At 29.4% G+C, this 24,042-nt stretch carries 22 protein-coding genes, 1 pseudogene and 1 other annotated feature; of the genes and pseudogenes, 18 read left to right on the top strand and 5 right to left on the bottom strand.

Annotated features, from left to right (window positions below; translation table 11 throughout):
* Nucleotides 1-13 precede the first annotated feature (13 nt).
* The 8 genes and pseudogenes from BEN51_RS07015 (at nucleotide 14) to BEN51_RS14025 (ending at nucleotide 8,517) form a co-directional block, all read left to right on the top strand.
* Complete coding sequence (locus BEN51_RS07015; RefSeq protein ID WP_119865366.1) at nucleotides 14-1,180, top strand: dihydroorotase; 1,167 nt, start codon at nucleotides 14-16, stop codon at nucleotides 1,178-1,180.
* A gap of 12 nt (nucleotides 1,181-1,192) precedes the next feature.
* Nucleotides 1,193-4,366, top strand: a complete 3,174-nt coding sequence (gene carB / locus BEN51_RS07010; RefSeq protein WP_119865365.1) for a carbamoyl-phosphate synthase large subunit — start codon at nucleotides 1,193-1,195, stop codon at nucleotides 4,364-4,366.
* A gap of 10 nt (nucleotides 4,367-4,376) precedes the next feature.
* Nucleotides 4,377-5,108 carry a dihydroorotate dehydrogenase electron transfer subunit gene (locus BEN51_RS07005; protein ID WP_119865364.1) on the top strand — a complete coding sequence of 244 codons (732 nt, stop codon included), beginning with the start codon at nucleotides 4,377-4,379 and terminating at the stop codon, nucleotides 5,106-5,108.
* The gene (locus tag BEN51_RS07000) at nucleotides 5,096-6,007 is read left to right on the top strand and encodes a dihydroorotate dehydrogenase (protein ID WP_119865363.1); all 912 of its coding nucleotides are present in this window, start codon (nucleotides 5,096-5,098) and stop codon (nucleotides 6,005-6,007) included. The genes BEN51_RS07005 and BEN51_RS07000 overlap by 13 nt, the downstream gene beginning before the upstream one ends.
* Entirely contained in the window at nucleotides 6,007-6,705 is a 699-nt protein-coding gene (pyrF, locus tag BEN51_RS06995; protein WP_119865362.1) for an orotidine-5'-phosphate decarboxylase, read from the top strand. Before BEN51_RS07000 ends, pyrF begins: the two co-directional genes overlap by 1 nt.
* 13 nt (nucleotides 6,706-6,718) lie before the next feature.
* Complete coding sequence (gene pyrE, locus BEN51_RS06990; RefSeq protein WP_119866589.1) at nucleotides 6,719-7,360, top strand: orotate phosphoribosyltransferase; 642 nt, start codon at nucleotides 6,719-6,721, stop codon at nucleotides 7,358-7,360.
* Nucleotides 7,360-8,262 (top strand): annotated as a pseudogene (pyrB, locus tag BEN51_RS06985) (aspartate carbamoyltransferase); the annotation flags it as partial. The gene pyrE and the pseudogene pyrB, both read left to right, overlap by 1 nt.
* Entirely contained in the window at nucleotides 8,239-8,517 is a 279-nt protein-coding gene (locus tag BEN51_RS14025; RefSeq protein ID WP_330654167.1) for a hypothetical protein, read from the top strand. The pseudogene pyrB and the gene BEN51_RS14025, both read left to right, overlap by 24 nt.
* 80 nt (nucleotides 8,518-8,597) lie before the next feature.
* On the opposite strand, the gene BEN51_RS13805 is transcribed toward BEN51_RS14025, so the two are convergent.
* A complete protein-coding gene (locus BEN51_RS13805) occupies nucleotides 8,598-8,735 on the bottom strand; it encodes a hypothetical protein (protein WP_164704092.1) in 138 nt (45 codons plus the stop codon).
* A gap of 154 nt (nucleotides 8,736-8,889) precedes the next feature.
* Here BEN51_RS13805 and surE point away from each other — a divergent pair, with 154 nt between their 5' ends.
* Together surE and BEN51_RS06975 are read left to right on the top strand one after the other, a co-directional pair.
* Nucleotides 8,890-9,648 (top strand): 5'/3'-nucleotidase SurE, encoded by a 759-nt coding sequence (gene surE / locus BEN51_RS06980; RefSeq protein WP_119865360.1) that lies wholly within the window; start codon nucleotides 8,890-8,892, stop codon nucleotides 9,646-9,648.
* A gap of 7 nt (nucleotides 9,649-9,655) precedes the next feature.
* Nucleotides 9,656-11,221, top strand: a complete 1,566-nt coding sequence (locus BEN51_RS06975; protein WP_119865359.1) for a ClC family H(+)/Cl(-) exchange transporter — start codon at nucleotides 9,656-9,658, stop codon at nucleotides 11,219-11,221.
* A 73-nt stretch (nucleotides 11,222-11,294) separates the two neighbouring features.
* Here BEN51_RS06975 and BEN51_RS06970 read toward each other — a convergent pair whose 3' ends face one another.
* Nucleotides 11,295-12,068: an N-acetylmuramoyl-L-alanine amidase family protein gene (locus tag BEN51_RS06970; protein ID WP_119865358.1), complete on the bottom strand. Its 774-nt coding sequence runs from the start codon at nucleotides 12,066-12,068 to the stop codon at nucleotides 11,295-11,297.
* Nucleotides 12,069-12,241: 173 nt separating this feature from the next.
* On the opposite strand from BEN51_RS06970, the gene BEN51_RS06965 reads away from it, so the two are divergent.
* The 6 genes from BEN51_RS06965 (at nucleotide 12,242) to BEN51_RS06940 (ending at nucleotide 18,319) form a co-directional block, all read left to right on the top strand.
* A complete protein-coding gene (locus tag BEN51_RS06965) occupies nucleotides 12,242-13,030 on the top strand; it encodes a rhomboid family intramembrane serine protease (protein WP_119865357.1) in 789 nt (262 codons plus the stop codon).
* A gap of 264 nt (nucleotides 13,031-13,294) precedes the next feature.
* Nucleotides 13,295-14,068 (top strand): hypothetical protein, encoded by a 774-nt coding sequence (locus tag BEN51_RS06960; protein WP_119865356.1) that lies wholly within the window; start codon nucleotides 13,295-13,297, stop codon nucleotides 14,066-14,068.
* An 11-nt stretch (nucleotides 14,069-14,079) separates the two neighbouring features.
* The gene (locus BEN51_RS06955) at nucleotides 14,080-15,165 is read left to right on the top strand and encodes an AAA family ATPase (RefSeq protein WP_119865355.1); all 1,086 of its coding nucleotides are present in this window, start codon (nucleotides 14,080-14,082) and stop codon (nucleotides 15,163-15,165) included.
* Nucleotides 15,166-15,176: 11 nt separating this feature from the next.
* Nucleotides 15,177-16,514: a vWA domain-containing protein gene (locus BEN51_RS06950; protein ID WP_119865354.1), complete on the top strand. Its 1,338-nt coding sequence runs from the start codon at nucleotides 15,177-15,179 to the stop codon at nucleotides 16,512-16,514.
* A 94-nt stretch (nucleotides 16,515-16,608) separates the two neighbouring features.
* On the top strand, nucleotides 16,609-17,262 hold the full coding sequence (locus BEN51_RS06945) for a hypothetical protein (RefSeq protein WP_119865353.1): 654 nt from the start codon (nucleotides 16,609-16,611) through the stop codon (nucleotides 17,260-17,262).
* Between the two features lie 187 nt (nucleotides 17,263-17,449).
* Nucleotides 17,450-18,319, top strand: coding sequence for a methionyl aminopeptidase (locus tag BEN51_RS06940; protein ID WP_119865352.1), 870 nt, complete (start codon nucleotides 17,450-17,452; stop codon nucleotides 18,317-18,319).
* A 224-nt stretch (nucleotides 18,320-18,543) separates the two neighbouring features.
* Here the strand turns inward: BEN51_RS06940 and BEN51_RS06935 are convergent, their stop codons facing one another.
* Nucleotides 18,544-18,873, bottom strand: a complete 330-nt coding sequence (locus BEN51_RS06935) for a HesB-like protein (RefSeq protein WP_119865351.1) — start codon at nucleotides 18,871-18,873, stop codon at nucleotides 18,544-18,546.
* Between the two features lie 244 nt (nucleotides 18,874-19,117).
* Between BEN51_RS06935 and BEN51_RS06930 the strand changes: the two genes are divergently transcribed.
* The gene (locus BEN51_RS06930; RefSeq protein ID WP_119865350.1) at nucleotides 19,118-19,870 is read left to right on the top strand and encodes a methyltransferase; all 753 of its coding nucleotides are present in this window, start codon (nucleotides 19,118-19,120) and stop codon (nucleotides 19,868-19,870) included.
* Between the two features lie 160 nt (nucleotides 19,871-20,030).
* Here BEN51_RS06930 and leuS read toward each other — a convergent pair whose 3' ends face one another.
* Nucleotides 20,031-22,481, bottom strand: a complete 2,451-nt coding sequence (gene leuS, locus BEN51_RS06925; RefSeq protein WP_119865349.1) for a leucine--tRNA ligase — start codon at nucleotides 22,479-22,481, stop codon at nucleotides 20,031-20,033.
* 50 nt (nucleotides 22,482-22,531) lie between these two features.
* Nucleotides 22,532-22,733 (bottom strand) — a binding site (T-box leader).
* A 233-nt stretch (nucleotides 22,734-22,966) separates the two neighbouring features.
* Here leuS and BEN51_RS06920 point away from each other — a divergent pair.
* Nucleotides 22,967-23,356, top strand: coding sequence for a CoA-binding protein (locus BEN51_RS06920; protein ID WP_119865348.1), 390 nt, complete (start codon nucleotides 22,967-22,969; stop codon nucleotides 23,354-23,356).
* Nucleotides 23,357-23,543: 187 nt separating this feature from the next.
* On the opposite strand, the gene BEN51_RS06915 is transcribed toward BEN51_RS06920, so the two are convergent.
* Nucleotides 23,544-24,038: a hypothetical protein gene (locus tag BEN51_RS06915; RefSeq protein WP_119865347.1), complete on the bottom strand. Its 495-nt coding sequence runs from the start codon at nucleotides 24,036-24,038 to the stop codon at nucleotides 23,544-23,546.
* Between the last annotated feature and the right edge of the window lie 4 nt (nucleotides 24,039-24,042).

Genomic DNA, 24,042 nt, shown 5'->3' with positions numbered 1-24,042 from the left:
AGGGGGGGGCTATATGTTTAATGTAAAATGCAATTTGCCAAAGAAGATAATTGAAGGCTGTCTGACTAATAAATATACTATTTTTCCTGCCTTTTGTGATGTACATGTTCACTTTAGGGAACCGGGGTTTTCATATAAGGAAACAATAAAATCAGGCAGCAGGGCAGCGGCCAGAGGAGGGTATTCAGCAGTATGTACAATGCCTAATTTAAATCCTGTACCTGATACTCTAGAACACTTAAATGAACAGATAAAAATAATAGAAAAAGATTCAGTTATTAATATTTATCCTTTTGCCTCCATTACTATAAATCAAGATGGGAAAGAACTTTCTGATATGAGAGAAATGGCCGGGAAAATACTAGGTTTTTCAGATGATGGAAAGGGAATACAGGATGAAAAACTAATGAAAAAAGCTATGAAAAGAGCAAAATCCTTAGGAAAGATTATAGCAGCTCATTGTGAAGACAACAGTTTGCTTAATGGTGGGTATATTCATGAAGGAGTTTATGCTAATAAGCATAATCATAAAGGCATCTGTTCAGAAAGTGAATGGAAGGTTATTGAAAGAGATTTAAGATTAGCTAAGGAAACTGGCTGTGCTTATCATGTTTGTCATATTTCTTGTAAAGAAAGTGTTGAGCTAATAGGCAAAGCAAAAGAAGATGGAATAGACGTTACTTGTGAAACTGCTCCTCATTATTTAGTCCTTGATGAAAATGACTTAGAGGAAGATGGCAGATTTAAGATGAATCCTCCATTAAGAAGTAGGGAAGATAGACTTGCTCTCATTAAGGGAGTTCAGAATGGAACAATAGATATGATTGCAACGGATCATGCACCTCATAGTATTGAGGAAAAATCAAAGGGACTTGAGGAAAGTGCTTTTGGTATTGTAGGAATTGAAACAGCTTTTCCTGTGCTTTATACAAAATTAGTAAAAGAAAATTTAATAAGTTTAGAAAAGTTAATAGAGCTTATGGCTATAAATCCGAGAAAAAGATTTGGAATACCTTTAGGTGATGATTTTACAATATGGGATTTAAATGAAGGAATAGTTGTTAATTCAGAAGATTTTCTTTCTAAGGGAAAGGCAACTCCTTTTGAAGGTATGAAGTTAATGGGGAAATGTATTGCAACAATTTGTAATAATAAAATCATTTATATTGATGAAATTTAAGGAGGAGTAAAAATGGCAAAAAGAACAGATATTAAAAAAATAATGATTATTGGATCAGGTCCTATTATTATTGGACAAGCAGCAGAATTTGATTATGCAGGAACAGAAGCTTGCCTTGCTCTTAAGGAAGAAGGTTATGAAATAATTTTAGTAAATTCTAATCCTGCAACTATTATGACTGATGTAAGCATAGCTGATAAAGTTTATATGGAACCTTTAACTCTTGAATATATTGAAAAAATTTTAAGATATGAAAGACCTCATGCAATAGTTCCAGGTATTGGTGGTCAAACTGGTCTTAATATGGCAATACAGCTTGAAAAGAAAGGGATACTTAAGGAATGTGGAGTTGAACTTTTAGGTACTAGCAGTAAGAGTATAGAGATAGCTGAAGACAGAGAATTATTCAAAGAAATGTGTGAAACTATTGGAGAACCAGTAATTCCTTCTAAGATAACATATAACCTAGAAGAGGCTAAAAAGGCTGCTAAGGAAATTGGATATCCTGTTGTACTTCGTCCTGCATTTACTTTAGGAGGTACAGGTGGAGGATTTGCAAATAATGAAGAAGAGCTTATTGAAATTGGTATAAATGCTTTTAAGCTTTCTCCTGTTCATCAAGTATTAATTGAAAAAAGTGTTAAGGGATATAAGGAAATTGAATTTGAAGTTATGCGTGATTCAAAGGGGAATGCAATAACAATCTGTGGTATGGAAAATGTTGATCCAGTAGGTGTTCATACCGGAGACTCAATAGTTGTTGCGCCTATCCTTTCATTAAAGGAAGAGGATAAAAAAATGCTTCAAGATAGTGCAATTAAAATTATAAAGGAATTAAAGATAGAAGGTGGATGTAATGTTCAATTTGCTCTTAATCCTTATAACAGTGAATATTTCTTAATAGAAGTAAATCCAAGAGTTTCTCGTTCTTCAGCTCTAGCATCTAAGGCAAGTGGATATCCGATAGCAAAAGTTACAGCAAAAGTAGCAGTTGGTATGGAATTAGAAGAAATAGAAGTGGCAGGTGGAACTGCAGCAATAGAACCTAGCCTTGATTATATAGTTGCAAAATTCCCTCGTTTCCCCTTTGATAAATTTCAAACAGCTTCCAATAAACTTGGCACTCAAATGAAGGCAACAGGGGAAGTTATGAGTATTGGGTCAAATTTGGAGGAATGTTTCCTAAAAGCTGTTCGTTCTTTAGAAATAGGGGTTTGCCATTTATATCTTTCAAAATTTGATGATATGTCAATTAGTGAATTATTAAATTATATAAGTGATTTTAAGGATGATAATATCTATGCAATTGCTGAGCTTATAAGAAGAGGAACTTCGATTGAAGAAATTCATAAGCTTACTATGATAACTAAATTATTTCTTGAAGCAATAAAGAAAATTATAGATATGGAAAATAAAATAAGAAAAACTCCTTTTGATAAAAATATATTAAAAGAAGCTAAAAGAATGGGCTTTTCAGATAAATATATTTCTAAACTATGGGGTTGTGATGAGATAAAAATTTATAAGCAAAGAAAAGAAGAAGGAATTATTCCAATTTTTAAAATGGTTGATACTCTTCATACCGGAAAATATATTCCATATTTTTATTCATCTTATACAGGAGAAAATGTATCAAAACCAACAGATAAAAAGAAAATAATAGTTCTTGGTGCAGGTCCAATCCGTATTGGACAAGGTGTTGAATTTGACTATTCAACAGTTCATGCAATACAAACTATTAAAAGGGCTGGATATGAAGCAATTATTATCAATAATAATCCAGAAACAGTTTCAACAGATTATACGATAGGAGATAAACTTTATTTTGAACCTTTAACTGCAGAAGATGTTATGGCAATAGTAGATTTTGAAAAAGTTGAGGGAGTGATTGCAAGTCTAGGTGGTCAGACAGCAATTAATCTTGCAGAGCCTTTAATGAAACGCGGCGTTAAAATTATAGGAACTGATTGTGAAGCAATAGATAGGGCAGAAAATCGTGATAGATTTGAAAAGATACTTGGGGAGCTTAATATTCCACAACCTAAGGGAAAAGCCGTAACAAATATAGAAGAGGGAGTGAAAGCTGCTGATAGCATAGGTTATCCGGTTTTAGTAAGACCAAGTTTTGTGCTTGGAGGAAGAGCAATGCAGATTGTAGCAAATGAAAAGCAGTTAAGACAGTATTTAAAAACTGCTGTAGAAATAGATTTAGACAAACCAGTATTGGTTGATAAATATATTCAAGGAAAAGAAGTAGAAGTTGATGCTATATGTGATGGTAAAGATGTATTTGTACCAGGTATTATGGAACTTGTTGAAAGAACAGGAATACATTCAGGAGATTCAATAAGTGTTTATCCTGCTTTTAGTATATCAGACAAGGTAAAAGGAAGAATTTTAGAATATACAAAGAAGCTTGGGTTAGCAATAGGAATAGTTGGTCTTTATAATATACAGTTTATAGTTGATAAAGAGGATAATGTTTATATTATAGAAGTAAATCCAAGATCTTCTAGAACAGTACCGTTCTTATCTAAAGCTACGGGTTATTCCCTAGCAGATATTGCAACAAAAGTTATTCTAGGAAAATCCTTGAAAGAAGAAGGGATATTTGATATATATCCAAAGGAAAAGAACCGTTACTATGTAAAAGTTCCTGTATTCTCTTTTAATAAAATAAAAGGATTAGATGCTTATTTATCACCAGAAATGAAATCCACAGGGGAAGCGATTGGTTATGATAATAAATTAAATAGGGCATTATATAAGGGGCTTCAAGCTAGTGGCATGCAGCTTAAAAATTATGGTACAGTCTTTGTAACTGTAGCGGATAATGATAAGGAGGAAGCTCTTCCTCTTATTGGTAGATTTTATAATCTAGGTTTTAACATTAAAGCAACAAAAGGTACTGCAAATTTCTTAAAGAAGTATGGAATACATGCCAGTATAGTAAAGAAAATCAGTGACGGAAGTAATGAGATATTGAACTTAATTCGTCAGGGAAGCATTGCTTATGTAATTAATACAAGAAATCTTGCTTCAATGAAACAAATGAGTGATGGACAATTAATTAGACATTGTGCCACTGAAAATAATGTAACCATACTTACGTCTCTTGATACAGTTAGAGTTCTTCTAGATGTTCTTGAAGAAACTACACCTATAATTTCGACAATAGATGCATAAAGGGTGAATTATGAAGAAGAAAAAGTATAAAGTAATTAAAAATATAGAATTAAATGATAAGGTTATGGAAATGACCCTTTTGGGAGAAACATCAGGTATAAAGCCAGGTCAGTTTGTTAATATTCAACTTGAAGGATTATATTTAAGACGGCCTATCTCTGTTTGCGATATAAAAGGAGATAAATTAATAATTCTATATAAGGTTGTTGGAAAAGGAACTGAATTTATGAAGAACATTCAAGGAGGATACCTTGATATATTAACAGAACTAGGGAATGGTTATGATTTATCAAAATCAGGAGATAAGCCTCTTCTTATAGGGGGTGGAATTGGAATTCCACCAATGTATTACCTGGCAAAAAAATTAATTGAGGAAGGAAAGACGGTTAAAGTAATTCTTGGCTTCAATACTAAAGATGAAATTTTTTATGAAGAAAAATTTAAAAATTTAGGGGCGCAGGTATTTATAACAACTGTAGACGGCTCTTATGGCAGCAAGGGATTTGTAACAGATAAAATGAAAGAGGTAGATTATTCTTATTTTTATACCTGTGGCCCTGAGCCTATGCTTAAGGCTGTTCATAAAATTAGTAAGACTAGTGGGCAATTTAGTTTTGAGGAAAGAATGGGCTGTGGTTTTGGAGCTTGTATGGGCTGTTCTTGCAAAACAATTACAGGATTTAAGAGAATTTGCAAAGAGGGACCTGTTCTAGATAAGGAGGAGATACTATGGAAAGATTAAGGGTTAATTTATGTGGAATAGAGCTTGATAATCCTGTAATAGCTGCTAGTGGAACTTTTGGATATGGTTATGAGTTTGCAGAAATTTATGATATCAATTGCCTAGGTACCTTTTCTTTTAAAGGTACCACCAAAGAAGCTCGTTTTGGAAATCCCACTCCACGAATTGCAGAATGTACTGCTGGTATGATAAATGCGGTGGGGTTGCAAAATCCTGGTGTTCAAAAGGTAATTGATGAAGAACTGCCAAAACTTAAAAAATGTTTTAATAAAAAGGTTATGGCAAATGTAAGTGGATTTTCTATTGAAGATTATGTATATACTAGCGAAAAGCTTGATAAATGTGAACAAGTTGGTTGGATAGAAGTTAATATTAGCTGTCCTAATGTTCATGGAGGAGGGATGAGTTTCGGTACTTGTCCTGAAACTGCTGCAGAGCTTACAAGGGCAGTTAAAAAAGTTACAACAAAACCTATAATATTGAAATTATCTCCTAATGTTACGGATATTGTATCCATAGCTAAGGCTTGTGAAGAAGCAGGTGCAGATGGAATTAGTCTTATTAATACTCTTTTAGGAATGAGAGTTGACCTTAAAAGCAGGAAGCCTGTTATAGCCAATAAAATGGGGGGATTTTCAGGAAGGGCCATCTTTCCAGTAGCTCTTAGAATGGTATATCAGGTAGCTTCAGCAGTTGAAATTCCGGTAGTAGGAATGGGGGGAGTGTCAAGTGCAGAAGATGTAATTGAAATGATGCTTGCTGGTGCAACAGCAGTTCAGGTGGGAGCAGCTAATCTTGTAAATCCTTATGTTTGCAAGGAGATAATAGAAGAGTTGCCTAATGTAATGAAAAAATATAATATAGATAATTTAAAAGATATTATTGGAGGAGCATTGTAATGGGAAAGGATGTTATTATTGCCTGTGATTTTCAAAGCAAGAAAGAAGTATTTGAATTCCTCGATAAATTTAAAGGGAAAAAGCCTTTTGTAAAGATTGGGATGGAACTTTTTTATTCAGAGGGCCCGCAAATTGTAAGGGAAATTAAAAAAAGAGGTCATAAGATATTTCTTGATCTTAAACTTCATGATATTCCAAATACAGTAAAAAAATCAATGGCAGTTTTATCAAAACTTGATATAGATATTTGTAATCTTCATGCTGGGGGAACTATTACTATGATGGAAGCTGCCCTTGAAGGTCTTAGAAGATCTGATGGAACAAGACCTATTTTAATTGCTGTAACTCAGTTAACTTCAACAGATGAGGAAACTATGAAAAGAGATTTATTAATATCAGAGCCTATTGAAAAAGTTGTTATGCACTATGCTAAAAATGCAAAGAAGGCAGGACTTGACGGAGTTGTATGCTCACCTCTTGAGGCAGAAAAAGTACATGAGTTTTGTGGAAAGGATTTTTTAACTGTAACTCCAGGAATACGTTTTGTAGATAGTGAATTAGGTGATCAAAAACGCATCATGACCCCAAAGGATGCTAAAAAAATTGGCTCAGACTACATAGTTGTAGGAAGGCCAATTACGGCAGCTTTAGATCCGGTCGCTGCTTATATGAGATGTATAGAAGAATTTGTTGATTAAGGGAGATGAAATAATGGAAAAACTAATAGCAAAGGATTTACTTAAAATAAAAGCAGTGTTCTTTCGTCCAGAAGAGCCTTTTACATGGGCAAGCGGAATAAAGAGTCCTGTATATTGTGATAATAGGCTTACTCTTAGTGATATAGATGTACGTAATCATGTAGAAGAAGGTCTTGCAAAGATAATAAAGGAAAATTATCCTGAAGCAGAAGTATTAATGGGAACTTCAACGGCAGGTATCGCCCATGCAGCAATCACGGCTCATCTTTTAAATATTCCTATGGGATATGTTCGTTCAAGTACAAAAGGTCATGGGAGGCAAAATCAAATTGAAGGCAGGCTTGAAAAAGGGCAGAAGGTTGTAGTCATTGAAGATCTTATTTCAACGGGTGGAAGCGTAATTGATGTTGTCAATGTATTACGTGATGCTGGGGCAGAAGTTTTAGGTATTGCTAGTATATTTACATATGGAATGAATAAAAGTATTGAAAGGCTGGAAGAAGCAAAGGTTAAGAATATCTCCCTTACAAATTTTGATGTAATTGCTGAAGTAGCAGCAGAGGAAGGATATATTAAGAAAGAGGATATAGTAAGATTAATTGCTTTTAGAAATAATCCATCAGATAAGAGTTGGATTGGTGGTGTAAAGAAATAATGAAAAGCCTTATTGATATACTTGATTTTTCAGTAGAGGAAATTGATGAACTTATATATCTTGCAAATGATATTATAGATAATCCTAAAAAATACAGTGAAATATGCAAGGGGAAAAAACTAGCAAACTTATTTTTTGAACCTTCTACAAGAACTAGACTAAGTTTTGAAGCTGCTATGTATGAACTTGGTGGAAATGTAATAGGTTTTTCTGAGGCGGCAAGTTCGTCAGTATCAAAAGGAGAAAGTGTAGCTGACACTACAAAGGTTATAAGTTGTTATGCTGATATAATTGTAATTCGCCATCCAAAGGAAGGAGCTGCGTATGTTGCAGCTAATAATACATCTGTACCTGTAATAAATGCTGGTGATGGAGGTCATTGTCATCCAACGCAGACTCTTGCAGACCTACTTACAATATATAGGGAAAAGGGAAGATTAAAGGACTTAACTATAGGATTTTGTGGCGATCTTAAATATGGAAGAACTGTTCATTCTCTTATAAATGCCCTAACAAGATATGATAATATCAATATGGTCTTTATATCACCAAAAGAATTAAAAGTTCCAAATTATATTAAAAAGGACCTTCTTGAGAACAAGGATGTTTCATATGAAGAGACTACTAAGCTTGAAGAAGTTATTCCAAAACTTGATATTTTATATATGACAAGAATTCAAAAAGAAAGGTTTCTTAATGCAGAGGATTATTTAAGACTTAAAGATAGCTATGTTTTAACTCTTGAAAAGCTTAATGGAGCCAAAAGTGATATGTCGATAATGCATCCTCTTCCTAGAGTTAATGAAATCAGTGTTTCTGTAGATAAGGATAGTCGTGCTTGTTATTTTAAACAGGTTTTAAATGGGAAATATATAAGAATGGCCCTTATAATAAAACTTTTAAAAGAAAGTATGAATTTTAACTTTGATTTTATAGGATATGTTGATCCTAATACAATGGTAAATATAATGAAAGATAATAAAAGAATTAGAAATTTAAATACAGAAAGGCATAAAAGATTAACAAATTTAATTAAATGCAATAATCCAAGATGTATAACATCTACTGAACAGGAGCTTGAACATATATTTGAGTTAAGGGACAAAGAAGATGAGATTTATAGATGTATATATTGTGAAGCAAAAGGAAATAGGTAAATAATAAAAATAATACTGAGAAAAACTTAATAAAGTTTTTCTCAGTTATTTTTGTATTTGTGCTAGTGTGTTTTAGGACCTTATTTATATTCTGTATGATTTGATGGTTCTTCATCTGCGAATGGAGTTTTTTCGTTAGCTTTATTTTGTATTCTTTTTTCATAATTAGAAGAAGTCGGATCAGAAGTATAGTTTATATTTTTCTTTTTATTTTTCATAATTTAACCTCCTTGATATATGTCAATAATTATAATTCCCTTTTATTAATTAAAATATTAATATATAATTTATTTGCTAGTACTTATTATGCTTTAGACTAGTAAAATATAATTTTTATATGATTTACATATAGGAAGATTTAGGAGAGAAAAGATGAATGTTTTAATTGTAAATGATGATGGTATTAATGCAAGAGGGATATATGACTTAGCAAAAGAAATATCCAAAAAGCATGAAGTTACTGTAGTAGCACCAAGGGAGCAAAAAAGTGCATCAAGTCATTCTATATCAATACATAATCCAATAAAAATAAGAAAAGAAAATTTAGATAAGGGTTTTGAAGCTTATAGCTTAATAGGTACACCAGCAGATTGCACACAAGCTGGTTTATCTTTAATTTGTAAAAAGGTAGACTTAGTTATATCAGGAATTAATAGAGGGCTTAATTGTGGGACTGATATTTTATATTCAGGAACAGTTTCTGCAGCAATAGAGGCTTCAATTTATAATGTGCCTGCAATAGCTTTTTCGATGGAAGTAGATTGGAACAAATACGATGAAGATTATACTATAGCTGCTAAGCTTGCTAGCAAAATTGTTGATTTGGCAGAGGATAAATATTTAAAAAACAATGTAGTTCTTAACGTTAATATACCTAATCTTAAAGAAGAAGAAATTAAGGGAATAAAGGTTTGCAAATTAGGAGAATCAACTTATAAATCTGAATATGTGTTAATTGAAGATGCTGAAGAAAAAACTTATGAAATAAAATCTAATAGAAATAAAATTGAACAAGAGGATACTGATTTATTTTATTTATCAAAAGGATATATAACCATAACTCCATTACATTATGATTTTACAAATTTCAAAATGTTGGAGGAGGTAGCTAATATATTTGAAATGAGGTAGATTAGTAATGGATACAAGTAGTACAAAGGAAATTCTTAAAAGTAGAAAAAATATGAAGATTAAGTTATTGTTAGAAGGTACACTAATTGGATTTCTGGTAGGGTTTGTTATAGTGTTGAATAGATTAGCAATAAGTAATCTTACAAGATATTTTAATAATTTTTATGATTTTGGAAATCAATCAATAATAAAGTCGATAATAGTGATTATAACTTTAACTTTTATAGGTTATTTAGTTGGAATTATGGTAAAAAGAGAAGAAATGATATCTGGTAGTGGTATTCCTCAAATAAAGGGAAGAGTAGTAAATAAACTTAGGTTAAATTGGTTTAAAATACTTATATATAAATTCCTAGGAGGAGTAATAGCATTAGCAGCAGGTTTATCTTTGGGGAGAGAAGGTCCCTCTGTTCAAATTGGTGGGGCTGTTGGAGAAGGAGTTGCTGATTTAACATATAAGAAAGTTAAAGTTAAGAAAGAATATTTGATTACATCAGGTGCTTCGGCAGGATTAGCAGCAGCTTTTAATTCCCCTTTATCTGGAATGATATTTGCTTTAGAGGAAATACATAGAAATTTTTCTCCTTTAGTTCTTTTGCCAGCAATGGCATCAGCAATCGCAGCTGATTTTGTATCAAAAAGATTTCTAGGAATGGAACCATCTTTGAATTTTGAGAGATTACAAGTATTACCTTTAAAATATTACTGGTTATTAATAATTCTTGGAATTTTGACTGGAGTAGCAGGAACTATATTTTCAAAAGGAATATATTTATTTCAAGATCTTTATGGAAAATTTAAAAAAATACCAATTGAAGTAAAAATAATGTTTCCCTTCTTTGTGACAGCTTTAATTGGCTTATTATTTCCATCCTTATTAGGAGGAGGACATGATACAATATTAAACTTAACAGTTGAGGATAATTCAATTTGTATATTAATATTACTTTATTTAAGCAAGTTTTTATTGTTGATGATAGCTTTTGGCTCAGGAGTACCAGGAGGGATTTTTCTTCCAATGCTTTTACTTGGTGCTATTTTAGGTAATATTACAGGTGTATTTTCTTTTACATTTTTGGGATTAAATAAAGAATTTATTGTTAATTTTATTGCTTTAGGAATGGCTGGTTATTTTGCAGCGGTGGTGAAGGCTCCAATTACAGGAATAGTTTTGATAATGGAAATGACAGGTTCATTTAATCATATTTTATCATTAGGGTTAACAGTAATAGTTTCTTATATTACTGCAGACTTCTTTAAAAATGAAGCAATTTATGAGCTTCTACTTGAAAGATTATTAAAGAGGAAAGGGATTAAAGAAGAAGCTGATAATACAAAAAAAACTATTTTAGAATTTCCAATTGAAGCGGGGAGTATTGCTGACGGGAAGTATGTAAAAGACATAGAGTGGCCAAAAGATTGCTTGTTAGTTTCTATAAAAAGAGGTGAAAAAGAAATAATTCCAAAAGGAAAAGTTCAACTTTTAAGTGGAGATTATTTAGTGGTTATAGTTACTTTAGAAAAAAGAATAGAAATATTTGAAGAAATAAATAGTATTACATTGGTCAATTAGAAAGCTAAATATAAAAATAGTAGATAGGATTTAAGAATAAAGCTTATCTACTATTTTTATTTAATAATACTTTTTATATTGAATTAATATATTCAATAATAGAATTTTTTAGAGCTTCAGCTATTTTATCTTTTCCATGATCAGAAGTTAGGTATCTTTCATCTAGAATATTACTTAAAAAACCTAATTCTACTAGTGCAGGTGTTGCGCTATTAAGTTCAAGAACAGCAAGGGCATCATCCTTATTCTCATAGGTTTTTAGTCCCCTATCTTCACTGTAATTGAGAGCAGTCAAATTTTTTTGTAATATAGTTGCAAATTCAATGCTTTCTTTCATATTAGGGTTATACCAAGTTTCTATTCCTCTAGAAGAAGTAGAATCATAATTACTATTGCAGTGTATTGAGATAAATAAATCAGCATCAAATATTTTTGAAATTTTTATTCTTTCTTTTAAACTATCATTAGCTGTGCCTAAATAGGAAATAGAATCATTAGTTCTTGTATAAACTACGTTGATATTTTCAGCTTCTAATAATTTTCCTAATCTTAAGGAAATATCCAACACAATATCTTTTTCAAAAATACCTTTAGTGCTTTCTGCACCTGTATCCCAATCACCATGCCCAGGATCTATACATACAGTAATTGCTTCTTTATTATTATAAGAAGAAGCAATTTTTTTGTTTACATAAGTATTATTTTGATTGTCGGTTTTTCGTAAAGTAAAAAGAGTTGTTACAATAAGAATTATGGATAGGAAATATAAAAAATTAATAATTGTTTTTCTCCTCTTTCTGCGTTTATATAATAGTCTTCTCCTTTCGGCAATATTAAAATTTTTCATATTTTATACCTCAATTAACTATTTTCTTATATTCATTATACTTAACATAAATGCAAATGTAAATAAATGGAAATAAAATTAATAAATTTATAATAATAGTAATACTAGGTATATTGATAATATAAAAAGCTTAATATAGAATTGATTTATAATTAAGTAAAGAGGGGAAATAAATGAATTTTTTAAGTAAACTAGAAAAAAGATTTGGGAAGTTTTATATAAAGAATTTAATGTTAATTATTATTCTAGGGAACATATTTGTATATTTATATACAATGCTAAATGGTGACAGTCTAATAAAGCTGCTGCTATTAGATAGTAACAAAATTCTTCAAGGAGAAGTTTGGAGGCTTATTACTTTTATTTTCATACCACCAAGTACTTCGCCATTGTTCTTGATATTCACCTTATATTTTTATTATTTGGCAGGAAGTAGTTTAGAAGATGTATGGGGTGAATTTAGATTTAATATATATTATTTAGTTGGAATTATTGCTTCTCTTGTAGCTGCATTTATTACAGAAGTGCCAATAGATGGTCATTATATAAACTTATCTTTATTTTTAGCTTTTGCTAAACTTTTTCCTGATTTTGAGTTGTTAATATTTTTTATTATTCCGGTGAAAATAAAATATTTAGGAATTCTTAATTGGATATTTATTTTTCTAAATTTTATAGAAGCAAGTTCTTTTGTAGAGAGAATTTTAGTAATTATCCCATTGCTTAATTATTTCATTTTTTTCGGGAAGTCAATTGGAAGAGATAGTAAATCAACGATTATTAATTATAACAGAAAACAAAAATTTGTTAGTAATATCAAGGAAAAGAAATATAATCATAAATGCGCAGTCTGTGGTATAACAGATAAAGATGATGATAAAATGGAATTTAGATATTGTTCCAAGTGTAAAGGGCAAAAATGTTATTGTATGAATCATTTAAAAGATCATATTCATCTCTAATGAATATGATAATATAAAATTTATTATTTTTAATAAATTTAATTAATAGTTAAGATTTTTATTGGTAGTTATAAAATAAATGTTTAAATTATTTTATAAACTACCAATTATTTTTTATAATTATTAGCCTAAAATAGTAAAATTAACTTTTATTTAATAATAATTATTAAATAAAAGTGTATAGTAATTATTGAATGGTTGTTGTATAATATTTATATGAAATATAAATTTAAAATACTATTAACACATTAGAAGGGAAGACTTATGGTAGAAAATGATATAAAAAGGATAAAGGAAAATCCATTTTTTATTAAAAATATAGAAAATCCAAGTGAAGATTTAATTATTGAAGCTGTTAATAAAAATGGATTGGCAATAAAATATATAAAAAATCCAAGTAATTTAGTAAAGGAATATGCAATTAGAAATAATCCTTTAGTAATTGAATATATTGAAGAACTAGATGAAGAGAATTCAATATTGGCAGTAAGGTTACTTTGGAATTCACTAAAGTATATTAAAAATCCTACAGAAAGAGTTAAGTTGGAAGCTGTTAAAACTAAGGGATGGGCAATTCAATTTATTGAGGATCCTAGTGAAGAAATTCAGCTTTTAGCAGTGAGAAAGGATTATGATTCAATAAAGTATATTAAAAATCCTACTTTAAAAGTACAATTAGAGGCGATTGAAAATTATTGGGCAGCTATAAAATTTATAGATAATCCGTCACTAGAAGTAAAAAGAGCAGCCATAAGAAAAAATGAAGAAGCCATAAATTATATTTATTATGATATAGATGAACTCAAGATATTAATTGGAGATAATATAAAAATAGTTAAATATGTTTTTGATTCAATAACAGTAGATTTTGTTGTTGATATAGTAATAGAGAAGGTAAGTCAGGAAGAAATAGACGAGAAATATCTAATAGACTTTTTAGAACTAGAAATATTAGAAATGAACAAGATAAATTTTATAAGAGAATATGGAAGTAAAAAAGCTAAGATGTTATTAGTTGATTATGAGCTTTCAAGATAAGAGGTGACAGAATGAAATTTTCAGAAGCAAAAAATGCTATAGAATTAGTTTTAGAATCAGGAAGTGTACCCTTAATTATAGGGGAAGCTGGTATAGGAAAAACATCATTAGTAAAAAAGATATGTAAGGAAGAAAATTATTATTTAGTTAATATAGATGCTAACCTTTTAAAAGAAGGAGAAATTGGTGGCTTGCCAATAGTTGAAAATGGAAGAACAAAATATGCTGCCCATTATAAATTATTAGAAATAGATGAAGCTTTAAAAAGCAATGAATATAATGGAGTTCTCTTATTTATAGATGAGCTTAATAGATGTGAGCATGCAGTGCAGCAGGAGCTTATGAATATTATATTAAATAGGGAGATTAATAATTATAAACTAGCTGAAAATGTAAAAATTGTGGCTGCTATGAATCCATCAAATAAATATGATGGCTATGAATATTCTGATTATCAAGTAGTAGATATGGATAGTGCTCAAGAGGATAGATTTGTCTGGATAGAACTAACTTCAGATATTAAAGAATGGATAAATTGGGCAATGAGTAAAGATGGAAATATTAATGAAAATATAATAGAATTTTTATCTACTTTCCCAGAATATTTAAGCACTCCAAATTCTAAAGAATCAATAAAAGCAACTCCAAGAAGCTGGGAAAGAATAGGACGAGCTTATAATGTATATCTAAAAAATCCTAATAAGTATTCATTAAATACTTTATATAATATTGTTAAAGGTAATGTTGGAGTAAGTATAGCTACAGATTTTATAAATCATATAAAAAATATTAAAAATAAAATTATGAAAGCTGAAGAATTATTTGCTTATGAAGCTTTACCTTTAGAGTTAAGAGAAGAATTAAGAAGTGAAAGTCATTCAAGATTATATATATTAGCAAAAAATTCTTTAAGATATTTAGAAGAAAATAATATAGATAAAAATAGAAAATTATATGGCGATTTATTAAATTCCTATCCTAAAGATTTAAGATTAGGAATAATGAAAGAAGTTAAAATAGATGCAAGTGAAAAACTATATAAGGATCTATTAAATGAGGAAAAGTTTCTTGATGCCTTTTTTGCTATATTTGAATAGGGATGATAGTTATGGAATTTGAAAATATACGTGCAGTATTATTAGAAAGAGCTTATAATATTAGAAATGGATTTGAAGATATTACTTTTGAAAGAGACTTTTTTTCCCTTGTAGAAAGTATCATTGTATCTATGATTCAAGGAGAAGATAATTTCTTTGGACAGTTTTTGGTAAAAATTGAAAGAGGTATAAAATATGATATTACTTGGCCTCTTGCAACAGTGCCAATGCTTAAGGGATTTAAGTTATATTTTAATCCATTACTATTTTTAGAATGTAACAAGAGAGAAATGGTAGCCTTATTTAAACACGAAATATACCATATAATGTATGGTCATCATGAAAGAGAGAAAGAGCTTAGAAATAAATATACTACAACAGCTGTAAACATGGCATTAGATATATCTATAAATCAATTTATTAATAATATGCCTCCAGAAAGTTATAGATTAGAAAGATTTAATTATGAATTTTATGCTTCCTTAAAAGAAGATAATTCAATAGAGTTATATGCAGAAGAAATTGATAAAATCATTAAAGAGAAATTAAAAAATAAGATGAAGTCTGATGATAAGGATATTGGAACAGTAATTGATATTTCTAAAGCTCATGATGCCTGGGAGGAAAGTGATTTAAATTCAGACTCAATAAAAGAAATGACAAAAAAAATAGCTGTAAGCTCCTTAAAGAATAAAGCTCCAGAAGATATTAGAAAAATAGTAGAGTCCTATAAGGAATTAGCTCAAATATCCTGGCAGGATGAGCTAAAACGCATGCTTCCTACAATTAGAGCAGGACAAAGAAAAACTATAACTAGGAAGAGTAGACGACAACCTGATAGGCTGGACATTAGAGGAAGTTTACCAAATTTAATACCAGAAGTAATAGTAGCTTTGGATATTAGTGCATCTATTAGTGAAGGTGAAATACACAAAATAATGATTGAAGTTTTAGATATTGCTAAAAATAGAAGCAGTAAAATCACTGTAATTGAATGTGATGACCAAATTAGAAGAGTATATGAGGCTAAATCAAGAAATGATTTTAAGAAGAGAAGTTCAAATAATGGATCAACTAAATTTTCTCCTGTATTCCAATATTTACAGGAGAACAAATTAAAAAATAAAATATTAGTTTATTTTACTGATGGAGTTGGCGAAAAAGAATTAGAAGTAAGACCCATAACAAAGAATGTAATTTGGGTTTTAACAGGAAAAAATGACTTATCTTTAAAAAAATCTTTTGGTAAAATAAAGAGGATAGAAGTAAAAGAACAAGAAGAGCAAAGTGGAACTGCTGCTCTTGATATGGTTAAAGAGTTCCAAAGAGAAAATGTAGTTATAAGGTAATTTACATTATGTAGATTACCTTTTTTTATTATATTTAGGCAGTTGATAATTTTTATATGAATGTGCTATAATACAAGCAGTCAGGGGGATAGGTATGAGAGATTTTAAATCTAATAAAAATAATAATAGAATTATTATTGTAGTTACATTGTTTATAAGTCTTGTTTTAAACGTTTACACCTCCTTGTTGAATTCTAAATATAGAATTTCGCTTGGAAGAGAAACTTATAACAGTTTGTTAGATATAAGAACAAAAAATGAAAGCTCATCAAATATTTTAAATACATGCATTAAAGCTAAAAGTATTAATAATCAAGAATTATTTACTTTGTATAAAAATTTTAGTTCTATTGATAAGGAATTCAATAATTTATGGCTGAAATATAAAAATTATAATGAAAAGAAAATATCAATAGGAAAGAAAACTATTGAGACATATGTAAACTCCAGAGATGTTTTTAAAAGAATTGAGAACTTTCTTTATGAATATATGAATTACCAAATGAAAAATGATAAGGAAGTTATATCATTAGAAGGTAATGCTATAGATAATTTTTCAACGTTAGAAAGTTTAAGTAGGAGTTTAAATGAATATTTTATAGAGTTTGATAGTAAATACTATAAAGACTTAGATGAGGAGAAAAAGAAATTAATTTCAATTAAAAAGAACCATTGGGTTGAAGCTCTAAAAGATATGAATATTGTAATGGAACCTTATTTTACTTATGAATTTATAATAAAAGAATAGGAAAAAATTAAAAACAGTTGAAATATTCAGCTGTTTTTTCAATTAAACTCCTAATTATTTTTTTACTAAAAATAAATTAAAAGATAAATTTATGTTATACTATATATAAAATATTTATAGTTTCATAGCAATACTAATAATACAAGTAAAATATGCAAATGTGAATTTTATTAACATGGAGGTAAAAATGATTTTAAATAGAAATGATATATGTTGGTGTGGAAGTGGCAAAAAGTATAAGAAATGCCACTTAGAATTTGATGAAAAATTAAATAGATTAAAAAATCAAGGGCATGAAGTACCTACAAGAGATATGATAAAAAACGAAAAGCAAATTCAAGGGATTAGAGAAAGTGCTAAGATAAATGATGGTGTTTTAGATTTAGTGCAAGAAAAAATAAGAGTAGGTATGAGTACTGAGGAAATTGATAAACTAGTTTATGATTATACAGTTAGTCATGGAGCTATACCGGCAGATTTAAATTATGGAGGTTATCCAAAGAGTGTTTGTGTATCTATAAATGATGTTGTTTGTCATGGTATTCCAAGTGAAGATACAATACTAGAAGATGGTGATATTGTAAATGTTGATGTATCTACAATATATAATGGATACTTTTCTGATGCTTCAAGAATGTTTATGATTGGCAATGTTTCTGAAGAACATGCAAAGCTTGTTAGAGTTGCTAAGGAATGCCTAGATAAAGGCTTTGAAGCAGTTAAGCCGTGGGGGTTCTTAGGAGATATAGGGGCAGCCATACAGGAACATGCTGAAGCCAATGGTTTTTCAGTGGTAAGAGCCTTTGGTGGTCATGGGATAGGAATTAAGTTCCACGAAGATCCTTTTGTAGCCCATGTAGGTAAAAGAGGAGAAGGAATGGTATTAGTTCCAGGAATGGTATTCACAATAGAGCCTATGATAAACGAAGGAGATTATGAAGTCTTTATTGATGAAGATGATGACTGGACAGTTTATACAGAAGATGGTGGCTATTCAGCACAATGGGAATATACAGTTTTAGTTACTGAAACAGGAGCTGAGATTTTATCAAGATAAAATTAATTGACAGTTGACAATGGACAATTATAGTTGCTTTTCAGTTTGATTGAAAAGCTAAAATATATTTTAAATTGCTAATTAAAAAAATAGTCCTTTAATAATAACTAAGTTATTATTAAAGGACTATTTTTTATGTAGAATTTCAGCTGTCTGAAATTCATACTTAATTGTGCATTGTGAATTTTGAATAGAAAAAAAGATTGCCTAAGCAATCCTTTTTTCTAGTGGCATCCTCCACCACAAGATCCACATCCGCCTTCGGCTTCAATGATTGGCTTTAGAGATAATCCTCTACCTTCATTTTCTTCAGTTGAAAGTAACTTGAAACCGCCGAATTCATCGATTAAGTTTTCTTCTACAACAAAAGTTATATCGTTAACTTTTTCTACAACATCTCCATCTTGTGGTTCATCAACAGTTATATTAAAAGCAGGCCCACTACAACCGAAACCAGCTAGGTTAATTCTTATGCTGTAGTTATCTACTTCATTTTCATCTAAGAATGCTTTAAATTCTTTGTAAGCTTCTTCACTTATTAAAATTTTATCCATATTTTCACCTTCTATATAAAAATTTAATTGATAATTTATATCACTAGTATAACATAGTATATATAAATATCAAGTGTTTTTTACTTTAAGAATTAGTAAGATTTAAGAATTTAGGAAATTTTAATATAATAATCATTGTAATTACAATTTATTGACAATATAATTAATAATGAAATCGTGGAATAATATTAGTATATTTAAATTGTACTTAGATTATACTTAAAAAGAGAAGGGAAGAAAAAAATTGAAACCTTTTGAAAGAGATTATGTACTAAAGAAAATAAATGAATACAATGAATTAATTAATGAGAATAATATTAATGACTTTAAAATAGATAAAAGTATTACAATAAATCAATATATAAAAGGATATATGTATGAAAAAGAAGATAATATATCAGTTAACATAATTAGACTTCTTAAAGCAAATAAAGAATTAATGAGAATATCTCCTATAGAAATTGAAAGTTCATATTCTTTTATTAAATTTGCTAAAGGAAAAGTCGGAGTAGTCGGGTTAGGCTTAGGTTATGTAGTAAATGAATTATTAAAAAAAGATAATATTAAAGAAGTTGTAGTTTATGAAAAAGAAAAAGAAATAATAGAGTTATATAAAAGGAATTTTAATAATAATAATAATAAACTAAGAATAATTTATGGTGATGCTTATAAAGTTAAGAAAGAAAGTTTTGACTTTTTTTATGTAGATATTTATTATTATGAATTGAGTAAAAAAGTAGTAGAAGATTATAAAATTTTTAATAAACTTCATAATATAAAAGAGTATTTCTTTTGGGGGTATGAGCATTTTCTTTTAAGCTGCAGGTATGAAGAAATAGTTTGGGTTTATGTTCCAGAGCTTTGGATGGAAGGAAGTAAATTAATCTTTACTGCATTACAAGAGGAAAGCTTACTTAATTATTATAAAAAATTAGATGAAAATTTAGTAAGTGAGATTTTAGCAGAATTTAAAATAATATTTGATGAAGAAGACTAAAATCGATGGATAATTATCAATGGATAATGGACAATTTAGGAGGAGTTTTAGGTAAACTGAAAATTAAAAAATAAACATAAAAAATACTGCATAAAAATTTATGCAGTATTTTTATTCTTTAACTGTTAATCGTCAATTGTCGATTGTTAATATTGTGCTTTTACTTAACCACAATATTAACTAATCTTCCTTTAATAACTATTACTTTTACAATATTTTTATCTCCAATTGCAGCAACAATATTCTCATTAGCTAAAGCTTCAGCTTTAATTCCTTCTTCATCTAGGTCAGTAGGAACATTTATTTTAGCTTTTATTTTTCCGTTAACTTGAATTGCAATTTCTACTTCATCTTTAATTAAAGCATTAGGATCATATTTTGGCCAAGCCTCATTAAAGATAGAGAAGTCTAAGCCGAATAAATTCCATTGTTCTTCAGTAAAGTGTGGGGCAAATGGTGCAAGAACTTTTAAGAAATCTATGCAAGCTTTTCTTAAGAAGTCTAGATTTTTTACTTCTTTTTGAAGATACTTAGATAAGGCATTTACAAATTCCATCATTCTTGCTATAGCAGTATTAAATTGCATTTTCTCACTATCTTCAGTAACACCCTTTATAGCATTATTTAGCCAGAAGTTTAATTCTTTTTCCTCTTTATCAAAAGTAGTTTTATTATTATTACCACTATTAATTGCTTCTCTTGCTGTTTCTAAATATCTTTCCATTCTATCAACAAATCTTGCTACAGATTTAATACCTTCATCGCTCCAAGCACCGCCATCAACATATTGGAAGCCGAACATCAAATACATTCTAAATACATCTGAACCATATTCTTCAATATAATCATTTGGAGAAATAGTATTTCCCTTTGATTTACTCATTTTTTGACCATCAGGTCCAAGAATTAATCCTTGATGAGTAAGAGATTTAAATGGTTCATCAAAATTTACATAGCCCATATCTCTTAATGCTTTAGTGATAAATCTTGCATATAATAAGTGCATACATGCATGCTCTGGACCACCTACATATTTATCAACTGGAAGAAGGCTATTTATAAGTTCGCTGTCAAAAGCTTTTTCTGAATTCTTATTATCTGGATATCTTAAATAATAGAAAGATGAACAAACAAAAGTATCTAATGTATCAGCATCTCTCTTTGCAGCTTTACCACATTTAGGGCAAGTAGTGTTTATAAAATCATCACATTTAGCTAAAGGTGATTTTCCATCTGGAGTAAATTCTACATTATAAGGAAGCTCAACTGGCAATTGATCTTCTGGTACAGGAACAATTCCGCAGTCATCACAATGAATTACTGGTATTGGTGCTCCCCAATATCTTTGTCTAGAAACTAACCAGTCTCTTAATCTATAATTAACTTTTTTAGAGCCTAGTTCTTGAGAAGCTAGTTTTTGTACTATTTTTTCTTTTGCCTCTTCAGTTGTTAATCCAGTAAATTCAGCAGAATTTACTAAAACACCACTTTCACAGTAAGGTAATTCTGCTTCGCTGCCATCTTTGCTATTGATAACTCTTTCGATAGGTAAATTAAATTTAGTTGCAAAAGCGAAGTCTCTTTCATCATGAGCTGGAACTGCCATAACAGCACCAGTACCATAGGTTGCAAGAACATAATCTCCAACCCAAATAGGAATTTCTTTTCCTGAAATAGGGTTAATAGCATAAGAACCCGTAAATACTCCAGTCTTTTCTCTTGTTAATGATTGTCTTTCTATTTCTGATTGTTTTTTAGCTTGTTCCTTGTATTCTTCAACTTTTGCCTTGTTTTCTTCTGTTGTCAGAAGATCAACTAGTTTATTTTCAGGGGCTAAAACTACATATGTAACACCAAAAAGAGTGTCAACTCTAGTAGTAAATACATTAAATTTTAAATCTGAATCTTTTACTTTAAAAGTAACTTCAGCTCCAGTAGATTTTCCTATCCAATGCTTTTGCATTGAAACAGTTTTTTCAGGCCAATCTAAAGTATCTAGTTTTTCAAGTAATTCGTCAGCGTAATCTGTAATTTTAAAGAACCATTGAGTTAAGTCCTTTTTTGTAACTTCTGTAGAGCATCTTTCACATGTACCATCATGAACTTGTTCATTTGCTAAAACAGTATTACAAGATGGACACCAGTTAACAGGTGCATTTTTTCTATATGCTAATCCTTTTTTATAAAGTTGTAAGAACAACCATTGAGTCCATTTATAATAGTCAGGTCTGCATGTTACAACTTCGTTTTCCCAGTTAAACATTGCACCCATAGCTTTTAATTGATTTTCCATAGTTTCTATATTCTTTTCAGTTGAATCTTTTGGATGAATTCCAGTCTTAATTGCATAGTTTTCAGCTGGAAGACCAAAAGCATCAAAACCCATTGGTTGAAATACATTATATCCTTGCATTCTCTTCATTCTAGCCCAAGAATCAACAGGTCCATAATTAAACCAGTGACCTGCATGTAGTTGGCTGCCAGAAGGATATGAGAACATTTCTAATACATAAAGTTTTTCACCCTTATTATTAGGGTCGAATTTATAAAGATTTGTTTCTTCCCATTTAGCTTGCCATTTTCTATCAATTGATGTTCCATATTTAGCCATAAATTAATCCTCCTACAAAATTATTATATATAAAAAAGCCTTCATCTCAATTAAGAGACGAAGGACGTTCGCGGTACCACTCTTATTAGAAAAAATAAATTTTTCTCACTCGAAATTATAACGGTATTACCGTACTTGCTTTTGACAAGTAAGCTCCTAGGTAAGTTCCTATAATCTAATCACTGTTTCGCAGCAACCAACAGTTCTCTGAAGATTAACATTTATAGTACTACTCCTAATCATAGCGATATAAAATATTATGTTATAATGGAATTAATTATATATTATTAAAAAATATAAGTCAATATAACATAAGAATGTACAATTAGAAAGTTCAATTTAAAGATTAATAGTGATTTTTATTTTCATTTGATATTTAATAATAGATTAAAAGGTGATTATATTCGCATTTTTTAAATATTGTATTAATTTAAAGATTTATGCTAATTATAGTATATAAGATAATTTTAACAGGAGGATGAAATATGGAAGTTAAAGATTTAATGTATATGAAGAACTGGGTTGTTGTAGGAGATGTAAAAAATGAAAATAAATATGCTAATAAAATATTAAAGGCATTAAAAGAAAGGGGCTTTAACGTTTCTGGCATCCATTATGCTGGAGGAGCTTCTATATTTAAGAGTTTAAAGGAAGTTCCATATAATATAGATGTAATCGATCTTTGTATAAATCCAGTTAAGGGCTATGAATACATAAAAGAAGCAAAAGATCTTGGAATTAAACATATATTAATACAACCAGGAGCAGAAAGTGAAGCAATATTAAACTACTGTAAGGAAAATCACATAGAAGTTTTTCAAGATTGTGCATTAGTTCAACTTAGAAAGATAGAAGAAGGGAAAGCAGAGAGATAACAAGTAAAAGGTAAGAAGTAATAGCTAATAGGAGAAGGGCGATTATCAATTAATGATTAATAACTTAGCTAACTTTTCATTAAATTGAAAATTAGAAAAACTGCTGAAAATTTCAGCAGTTTTTTATTCTTATAATTCATTTTGCCTAAATATTTCTTTAATTATGTGCTTTAAGTTGTGAGCTTTCTCAAATTCTCTTATGAATTTGAGATAAATACCATGATATCAAAACAGTTAAAGCGTAATCGTATATTAAAAAAGCAGCTTGCCCAAGAATAAATAGTGCATACAGAGGAAGATTATTTTCATTTATGTTAATAAATTCATTTAAGAAAAAATATGATATAAGTAAGATTATATTAAAAAATATTAATTTTAATATTACTTCTAAATAGAATTTATTTAGTTTTTCAATGTAGTGCTTAATTATGCCGTATATTCCAAAGAAGATAAAGTAGAAAAGTACTATATCTTTTGGTAAAAGTAAAAAGCCTAAAATTGAAGAGCCTATATATACAAGAAAAGCACCTTTTAAAGAACCTCTAATGATTGCAATAGGTACGAGCAAAGAGCTTATAGTAAGGAAAGTGAGAGTACTTATAGGCATAATATTATTTAAGAATAAAATAATAATAGTAAGTGCTATTAGTATAGCATTCAAAGTAAGTTCTTTTGCTTTCATAATA

This window comes from Clostridium isatidis, from assembly GCF_002285495.1.
GTDB lineage: Bacteria > Bacillota > Clostridia > Clostridiales > Clostridiaceae > Clostridium > Clostridium isatidis.
Note: the sequence above shows the minus strand (reverse complement) of the source record. Positions and strands in the feature narration are given on the sequence as shown.